This window comes from Chamaesiphon sp. GL140_3_metabinner_50 (assembly GCF_025361915.1).
Lineage (GTDB): Bacteria > Cyanobacteriota > Cyanobacteriia > Cyanobacteriales > Chamaesiphonaceae > Chamaesiphon.
Genome location: NZ_JANYJC010000221.1, coordinates 1 through 7852, shown reverse-complemented (window position 1 = coordinate 7852; position 7852 = coordinate 1). Strand labels below are relative to the sequence as shown.

9 protein-coding genes and 1 pseudogene are annotated in these 7852 nt (G+C 45.8%); 8 read left to right on the top strand and 2 right to left on the bottom strand.

Annotation, left to right across the window (positions count from 1 at the left end; translation table 11 throughout):
- The first annotated feature begins 139 nt into the window (after positions 1–139).
- The 5 genes from Q0R35_RS11050 to Q0R35_RS11030 all read left to right on the top strand — a co-directional run bounded on the left by Q0R35_RS11050 (position 140) and on the right by Q0R35_RS11030 (position 3291).
- The gene (locus tag Q0R35_RS11050; RefSeq protein WP_295617638.1) at positions 140–1159 is read left to right on the top strand and encodes an ABC transporter ATP-binding protein; all 1020 of its coding nucleotides are present in this window, start codon (positions 140–142) and stop codon (positions 1157–1159) included.
- Positions 1160–1170: 11 nt separating this feature from the next.
- Positions 1171–1425: a transporter suffix domain-containing protein gene (locus Q0R35_RS11045; protein ID WP_295617632.1), complete on the top strand. Its 255-nt coding sequence runs from the start codon at positions 1171–1173 to the stop codon at positions 1423–1425.
- Positions 1426–1464: 39 nt separating this feature from the next.
- Positions 1465–2358, top strand: a complete 894-nt coding sequence (locus Q0R35_RS11040; protein WP_295617629.1) for an ABC transporter permease — start codon at positions 1465–1467, stop codon at positions 2356–2358.
- Positions 2359–2460: 102 nt separating this feature from the next.
- Positions 2461–2787: a hypothetical protein gene (locus tag Q0R35_RS11035; protein ID WP_295617626.1), complete on the top strand. Its 327-nt coding sequence runs from the start codon at positions 2461–2463 to the stop codon at positions 2785–2787.
- 108 nt (positions 2788–2895) lie between these two features.
- Positions 2896–3291: a hypothetical protein gene (locus Q0R35_RS11030; RefSeq protein ID WP_295617622.1), complete on the top strand. Its 396-nt coding sequence runs from the start codon at positions 2896–2898 to the stop codon at positions 3289–3291.
- Positions 3292–3349: 58 nt separating this feature from the next.
- Here Q0R35_RS11030 and Q0R35_RS11025 read toward each other — a convergent pair whose 3' ends face one another.
- A complete protein-coding gene (locus tag Q0R35_RS11025) occupies positions 3350–3598 on the bottom strand; it encodes a hypothetical protein (RefSeq protein ID WP_295617619.1) in 249 nt (82 codons plus the stop codon).
- Here Q0R35_RS11025 and Q0R35_RS11020 point away from each other — a divergent pair.
- Positions 3571–5169 (top strand): type II CAAX endopeptidase family protein, encoded by a 1599-nt coding sequence (locus Q0R35_RS11020; RefSeq protein WP_295617616.1) that lies wholly within the window; start codon positions 3571–3573, stop codon positions 5167–5169. The genes Q0R35_RS11025 and Q0R35_RS11020 overlap by 28 nt on opposite strands.
- 99 nt (positions 5170–5268) lie before the next feature.
- Here the strand turns inward: Q0R35_RS11020 and Q0R35_RS11010 are convergent.
- Positions 5269–6141 (bottom strand): annotated as a pseudogene (locus tag Q0R35_RS11010) (DUF2887 domain-containing protein).
- Positions 6142–6270: 129 nt separating this feature from the next.
- Between Q0R35_RS11010 and leuB the strand changes: the two are divergent.
- Positions 6271–7353: a 3-isopropylmalate dehydrogenase gene (leuB, locus tag Q0R35_RS11005; protein WP_295617613.1), complete on the top strand. Its 1083-nt coding sequence runs from the start codon at positions 6271–6273 to the stop codon at positions 7351–7353.
- Between the two features lie 277 nt (positions 7354–7630).
- Positions 7631–7852, top strand: a 222-nt coding sequence (locus Q0R35_RS11000; protein WP_295617611.1) for a hypothetical protein, incomplete at its 3' end; no start/stop codon positions are given.

Here is a 7852-nt window from a genome sequence, read left to right as displayed (position 1 = left end):
TTCTCGATCGCAAAGCGTCTCCACGGGAGCATCGCCAAGCTGCTGTTGAGGATATGTTAATATAGATAGTGGCAGTTAAATGGCGATCGACCCCAGATCGCCAGTATAATTGCCAATTGTCCATAATCAGAGATAGATGATGGCAGCAGCAGTAAATATTCAAAATCTGTCCAAGAGTTATGGAAACGTCTCCGCAGTTAAAGACGTATCCTTCCAAGTCGAGCAAGGCGAAATATTTGGCTTGCTCGGCCCCAATGGTGCTGGTAAAACTACGACCATTCGGTGCTTGTGTACCCTTGCCAAGCCCGATAGCGGCACGATCGAAATCGGCGGAGTTTCCGTCGTCGAGTACCCCCGCGAAGCCCGGAAACGCCTCGGTTATGTCGCTCAGGAAGTCGCGCTCGACCCAGTGCTGACTGGGCGAGAATTGCTCGAACTCCAAGCTTCTCTCTACCATATTCCTAAAGCGGAAGCCCGACAACGCATCGAGGTCTTGCTAGAAATCCTCGACTTAAATAGTTATGCCGATAAAAAAACGGGCACCTACTCCGGCGGCTTAAAACGCCGGATCGACCTAGCAGCGGGACTATTACATCAGCCCGAAGTCCTAATTTTAGACGAACCGACAGTCGGATTGGATATCGAGAGTCGGGTAGTAGTCTGGGACTTCTTACGCCAGCTTCGCGCGAGTGGCACGACGATTTTGATTACCAGTCATTATCTCGAAGAAGTAGACGCATTAGCCGATCGAGTCGGAATTATCGATCGCGGTTTAGTGATTGCCGAAGGTACGCCCACAGATCTTAAAAATCAGTTAGGCGGCGATCGGATCGTCCTGCGAATTCGGGAATTTACCCCCCTCCCCGAAGCCGAAAAAGCACAGCAGATGCTCCGCGAACTTCCTTTCGTGCAAGAAGCGATTGTCAACTCAACTTCGGCAAACTCCCTTAATTTAGTCGTCACACCCGATCGCGACGTGCTAATGACCATCCAGCAATCGTTACAGACGGCGGGGATTCCTATTTTTGGCATCTCCCAATCGCGCCCCAGTCTAGATGATGTTTATCTAGCCGCCACGGGCAAAACCTTGCTAGATGCCGAACTTAGTGCTTCTGGCAAACGCGATCTCAAAGCAGAGAAAAAACAAAGTATGCGCTAAGGGTAAAGCTAGTGCGGGCAAGAATTTATTCCCAAATCGGGCTATCGCTGATTATCGTTTCTTGTTTACTATGGGCGGCGATCCTCGCCGTCCCGATCTTACCCTTATCAATCGGCTCTAAAGCAACAACCGCAGCCATTTTAGTCGTAATTAGCGAAGCTGCGTTTTGGGTGGGCATACTGCTAACAGGTAAAGAACTCGCCCATCGGCTTCGTCGTCAGCTTAATCCTTACTACTGGTGGCAACGAATTACTCGCAAAAGATAGCTAAAATTCACCTTTTTCATCCTTCACCATAAACCTACCATGAGCGGTACGATCGACACTTCCAACCCTGTAAACTCAGCCCCTAGCGATCGCCTGCGATCGCGCGAACCATTACAATCTAATGGCGTAGCCGACTTTATTCAAGAAACCCTCGCACTCACCAAACGCCTATTTATCCAACTCCAGCGTCGTCCTTCGACTCTAGTTGCAGGCATCGTGCAGCCATTAATGTGGTTGCTACTATTTGGCGCGCTCTTTCAAAATGCGCCGCAGGGAATGATGGGTAATGACTTGAGCTATGGGCAATTTTTGGGTGCGGGACTGATTGTATTTACCGCTTTTGTCGGAGCTTTAAATGCTGGATTGCCAGTCATGTTCGATCGCGAATTTGGCTTCCTGAATCGGCTGCTCGTCGCACCACTAGCATCTCGTTATTCGATCGTCGCAGCTTCGGCAATTTATATTGTAGCACTAAGTTTCATCCAGACCGCTGCGATCGTCATCGTTAATGCCCTCATGGGTGCTGGTTTTCCGAGCATCGCTGGCTTAGGCATCATCGCCATAATTATTTTACTGCTCGTATTGGGCGTAACGGCTTTAAGTCTGGGCTTCACCTTCGCACTCCCCGGACATATCGAACTAATTGCGGTGATTTTTGTGCTGAACTTACCCCTATTATTTGCCAGTACCGCACTCGCACCCCTGTCTTTTATGCCCCAATGGTTGCAATGGGTAGCCTCGCTCAATCCGCTGACTTACGCGATCGAACCCATCCGCTACTTGTACAATCATCCCCAGTGGAATCTGGCTAGTATCGTCCTGCAAGCACCTTGGGGAAACGTTTCATTTGGCACCTCGCTGGCGATTTTAGTCGGCTTTGCAGTCGTAACTCTGACAGCCATTCAACCCCTCTTAAAACGGCGTTTAGCCTAAGCTGAGGAACTATTTGTAAACATCAGCCATCTGAATTAGTAGCGACACTCAAGTAGCAGTTTTGCTAATGTTAATTAATATCCCCTCACTTATAGTTAGATTATGAAACTTTTCCTAACTCCTGTTTGTTTATTAGTCGGTTTGTCTGTCGCCTTACTGCCAACAATTGCATCGGCTCAATATAACAATACTTTTAATGGTAGCAGCGACAACCGCGATCCTTTTAGTAGAGCATCTAGCGGCGATGCTTCTGGCTTGCTAAACCTGATCAATCAAGCCCAGCTCGGCGGTAAGAATAATCCTAACTATAGTACCGAACAACGCGAACAATTGAATTCGGCAACCGAAGATTTTCGGACTAATCAATTGAAACTAATTCGCGAACGCAATAAAAAAGCTGCTCCAGCAACTAATATTAAAGCTAATTAAATACAGTGAAAAGTTGGAAGTCGATTTCTGGTACTAAAAAACCATAGCACCAGTTCGGAATCGGCTCATTTGCGAGTGTAGTAAATTGCATCTATCTTCGATCGGCTGATGAAACGAATTTACTCAACTGCGGCATTGTTAATATTTGGGCTAGCAACGCCGCTATTTACTCAGGCATTGATGCCGATGGTAGCAGTAGCTCAAGCTAACAATTTACAAGGCTCATTTAGCGATCGCGAATGGGATGTTTCCGTCTACTATCAAAATAATACCTACCAATATCGGGGACAACTACGCGGCTCGGATAAATCGATCGAATTGTCAGGTGCGACGGTATTAAAAGATGGTAACCGCAGAATCTACACCTGGAATAATAATAACACTCGCTATCAAGTTGTTTGGCAAAGCCAAGATCCAGATTATATCCGCGTTAGAGTCACAAATCCACGCGGTAAAGAAGTTTTAAATCGCTTATTGTCTCGATGTGAGGGAAAAGGTTGTTAGATTTAGATCTAGTGGAAAGTGGGTATTTTTAATCCCGCTTTCTTCAGAAAGAAGATTGTTAGCGTTTAGTGATGAGAATAGTATAGGTAAAGAAAGTCGAGATCGCGAGTAAAAGTAAGCCGAGGAGGATGCCGCCAGGCAAAAAAGTAACGATGCCAAAACCGCGTAATAAATAGACTAAAATACTCAGTCCGAAACTAATACTAAATAGATAGGCAAACTTCTGAGTTAACGTCATATAATAACGATTGGAATGATAAACTTTAACTTGGCATTTTAATGAGTCTCGATCGCCAAAATCTGACATCTTTTCAATCGGTACGCCGGATTTTACTGAGCATACTGACTATTTTTATTGTATTCAAGCTGGTTTTCTCGATAATCGGCACCTTCGACCGACCGCAGATTCAAGGTAAATTCGAGCTGTACCAAACCGATTTGGTATTAATTGCTTCTGAATGGAAACCTACCGCCGATTTAGAGGGACTGGGTGCATTACAGACGGGGATTATCGGTGCGGATATATTAAAATCTGCCACTCAACAATACCAAAACGTCCGATCGAGCGACGAGACCGCGATCGATAACTTTAACCATAGTTTAGCAGATTTAGCGTCAGCCGAGAGCAATGCTAACACTAAGGAATCTCTCGCCACCCAGACTAACTTAATTAACAAAACAATTACCGCCGCCAAACTCGAAATCGATAAAATTGACCTGCGAATTGGGATTTTACAAGCAGCTAGCAACCAACCACAACAAGCGATCGCAACTTGGCATAATATTATTACCACTTCCCAACAAGCTGGCTCTAAAAATATTGCCGCATCGTTAATCGAAATCTGGAATCAGCCATCGGGAATCGATAAAAATACCTCACCACAGATCGCAGCAGAAATTACGACTAACTTTAAAGGTTGGTTTCGCGATCGCGTCCTCACTCAACTGTACACAAATTTGGACGATCTTACGGCACTAGCACAACTAGATAGTACGGTACAAATCGCAGGTAAAGATGCACTGATAAAATTAGCCTTTATTACCGTCCCGCGCGTGCTGATTGGGTTCGGTGGTGTAGTTTTAATTGTCTTCTTTAGCGTGAGAATAATTATTCTCGCCATTCAACAACGAGCAGAAAAATCTCTACCACAAATCATACTGGCAAATATCGCGACTCCGTGGACGACTCCCTGGGATTGGGAAATTGTCTGGCAAGTATTTATGGTGGGTTTCTTTTTCGTCGGACAGTTTCTATTACCCACCATATTTAGTGCTCTGATTAATCCGGCAACATTAACGACTAGAGGGCAAGGACTTTATGTATTTAGCAGTTACGTTTTAATGTCGGGATTAGGTGTTGGCGTACTATATCTATCGATAAAATCTTATTTTCCTCTACCACCAGATTGGTTTAAATTTAACTGGAAATCTAACTGGCTATTGTGGGGAATCGGCGGATATTTGGTTGCAAATCCGATCGTGATTATCGTCTCATTACTCAACGAGAAAATTTGGCACGGACAAGGCGGCAGCAATCCACTGTTGCAAATCGTCCTCGAAGGTAAAGATTCGACCGCCCTGTGGCTATTCTTTGGCACAGCAGCAGTCGCAGCACCGCTATTTGAAGAATTCCTATTTCGAGGTTTTCTCCTGCCGTCCTTGACTCGCTACGTGCCAGTGTGGGCATCTATCTGCATCAGTGGTTTAATATTTGGAGTCGCCCATCTGAGTCTATCTGAAATTCTACCACTCACGTCATTGGGCATTATCTTGGGCATCGTCTACGTCCGCACTCGCAATCTTTTAGCACCAATGCTATTGCACAGCCTGTGGAACAGCAGCACTTTGGCAAGTTTGTTTATCTTAGGAGGGAGTTGAGGATAGTCTCTCAGGTGGCAATCTCTCGGCTATTACCACCTGAAAAATACTCATATCAACTCAGAAAATTTGTAAACGAGCGAACCTCAACGGATGGGTCTAATTTTCTGATTGATTAGCATCCAACCAACTAATTAAATCACTCATCCGAACAAAATCTAACAACGCCTCACCTAAATCCTCCAACCGCAACAGAGGTAGAGCCTTAACTCTCATCTCAACTGCTGGCGACACATTCCCCACCCGTCGATTTAGCAACCGCAAGACTAAAGCTTGTGCTTCTTGTTGACGACCTTCTTGTGCGGCTTCTCGATAAACTCTAGTTTGTTCTAACTCAATTCCTAACATTGCATCTACCTCATCCCTACTCAGATTACTAAACTTGTAAACGATAATCGTTGATACTAACTCGATTATATCCTGGCGACCTTCTGCCCGTTGGATTAATCCCCTAGCTCCAGACGTAGCCTTTTCGCCTTCTAGCGTAGTCAATACCATCAAACCCAAGCCTGTTGGTAAGTCTGCAACTTCCCCTAGCTCATTCAAGTACACGCGCTGAATTCGTCCATTTTCCAAGAATTCCTGCACCATGCCAGTGCGAGATTGTTCAGTGCTTCTGGTTGGGTAAATTACTACCGCTTGCCAATTGGCAAAGCGTTCGCGGTTGCGATAGGTGTAAATGGCAATTTCACTCAACATCCGCCGCTTGGTGAAACGCACGCTGAGGGAACCTCAGCGCGATTTCATCCGTTTGTATAGCAGCTCATCTAGTTGGAACTGCACCTCACAGAAATAGACTATTCCGGCTGGATTGGGTGGCAAGAATACGCCATCGATCCGAAAGGCAGTTTCCTTGACTTCAATCGATTCAAAGATATAGTTTTGAGCATTTGCTGGCGGCTGCGGCAATAAATCGAATAGTAAGGTGGGCGACTGCCGAAATAATTGGTAAAAAATCGAATCGCGGCGCATAATAAAATCTCGATTGAAATGGAATCAATTATTTTGGAATAATACGGCTTGGGATGTTCTGCTTATTCACGATCCACTAAGTCACGATCGCCAGTAGAATATCAAGTGTTCGATCGCAAGGCAAGGATTATGACTCAAACTTATCGCATCACACTGTTACCTGGGGATGGCATCGGCCCAGAAATTATGGCGGTAGCAGTAGAGGTACTAGAAGTTGTCGGCAAACAAGAGGGTCTAAATTTTGAATTTACGACGGCTTTAATTGGCGGTGCGGCGATCGAAGCTACTGGAGAACCCTTGCCAGCAGTGACTTTAGAGACTTGCAAGCAAAGCGATGGGGTGTTGCTTGCTGCCATTGGCGGTTATCAGTGGGACAATCTGCCGCGCCATTTGCGCCCAGAGACGGGTTTATTGGGCTTGAGGGCTGGTTTGGGTTTATTTGCAAACTTGAGACCTGCGGCAATTTTACCTCAGCTTATCGACGCTTCTACCCTCAAACGAGAAGTAGTTGAAGGGGTGGATATTATGGTAGTCAGAGAGCTGACTGGCGGGGTGTATTTTGGCGAACCCAAGGGCATCTTTACCACCGAGACGGGTGAAAAACGGGGGGTAAATACGATGGCATATACTGAAAGCGAGATCGATCGGATTGCCAAAGTCGGGTTTGAAACTGCCCAAAAACGGACGAAAAAGCTGTGTTCGGTGGATAAGGCGAATGTACTGGAAGTTTCTCAATTATGGCGCGATCGGGTAATTGCGATGGCACCAGCTTATCCCGATGTTGAATTGACGCACATGTATGTCGATAATGCGGCAATGCAACTAGTTCGCGCGCCCAAGCAATTCGACACGATCGTCACTAGTAACTTATTTGGCGATATTTTATCGGATGCAGCGGCGATGTTGACAGGCAGTATCGGCATGTTACCTTCGGCGAGTCTGGGGGCGACTGGATTGGGGGTATTCGAGCCAGTACATGGTTCGGCTCCTGATATTGCGGGGAAAGATCTGGCTAATCCGTTGGCGCAGGTGCTGAGTACTGCTATGTTACTACGCTATGGGTTGAACCAATCGGCGGCGGCAGATCGGATCGAAGCAGCGGTTTTAAAAGTTTTAGATCTGGGTTACAGAACTGGTGATATTATGTCAGCAGATATGACCGCAGTGGGTTGTCGTCAAATGGGTCGAGTCCTAATTGAAGCTCTAACATAGCCTCGATCTGGTTAGGAGTGGTTATCGATTGCTAAATCGGGAATGCGCTCGCTGTAAATTCAGCAATTCTCATGATGAAGATTGAGATTGGCAATGATAGTTTTTAAAAATAAAACTGTTGTAACCCGCATTCTGTCGTTGACAACCTGACAGCAATCGACATCCTGAAATAGTCAAAGAGTTTTAGGCTAAGAATTGCTGCTTTAAATTTGAGCCAGCTCCACATCGACTCGATCTAGCCTAAAATGTCTAAAAAATAGTTTAAGAAATCGCCACTGTGTTTACAATTGAGTCGCCCCGTGCCAAAGCTAACCCCATGCCCCAGTCAAATTCTCATGGACTGTTCGATCCGGCTCTGCTTAGGGCTGCCCAAGATATCTATAGCTTCTATTGTCAGGTTAACCCCGATCGCGAACGGCGGCGACAGCCAATTGGGGTAGCAATGAATAAATTCAGCTATCGCGGCAAATTAATTTTTAGTAGTTACCCAATTCTGCTT

Excerpts from the sequence above, each read along its gene's own strand:
- Q0R35_RS11050 (WP_295617638.1), top strand. The coding sequence starts at position 140 with ATGGCAGCAGCAGTAAATATTCAAAATCTGTCCAAGAGTTATGGAAAC.
- Q0R35_RS11040 (WP_295617629.1), top strand. The coding sequence starts at position 1,465 with ATGAGCGGTACGATCGACACTTCCAACCCTGTAAACTCAGCCCCTAGC.
- Q0R35_RS11035 (WP_295617626.1), top strand. The coding sequence starts at position 2,461 with ATGAAACTTTTCCTAACTCCTGTTTGTTTATTAGTCGGTTTGTCTGTC.
- Q0R35_RS11030 (WP_295617622.1), top strand. The coding sequence starts at position 2,896 with ATGAAACGAATTTACTCAACTGCGGCATTGTTAATATTTGGGCTAGCA.
- Q0R35_RS11020 (WP_295617616.1), top strand. The coding sequence starts at position 3,571 with ATGAGTCTCGATCGCCAAAATCTGACATCTTTTCAATCGGTACGCCGG.
- Q0R35_RS11025 (WP_295617619.1), bottom strand. The coding sequence starts at position 3,598 with ATGTCAGATTTTGGCGATCGAGACTCATTAAAATGCCAAGTTAAAGTT.
- leuB (WP_295617613.1), top strand. The coding sequence starts at position 6,271 with ATGACTCAAACTTATCGCATCACACTGTTACCTGGGGATGGCATCGGC.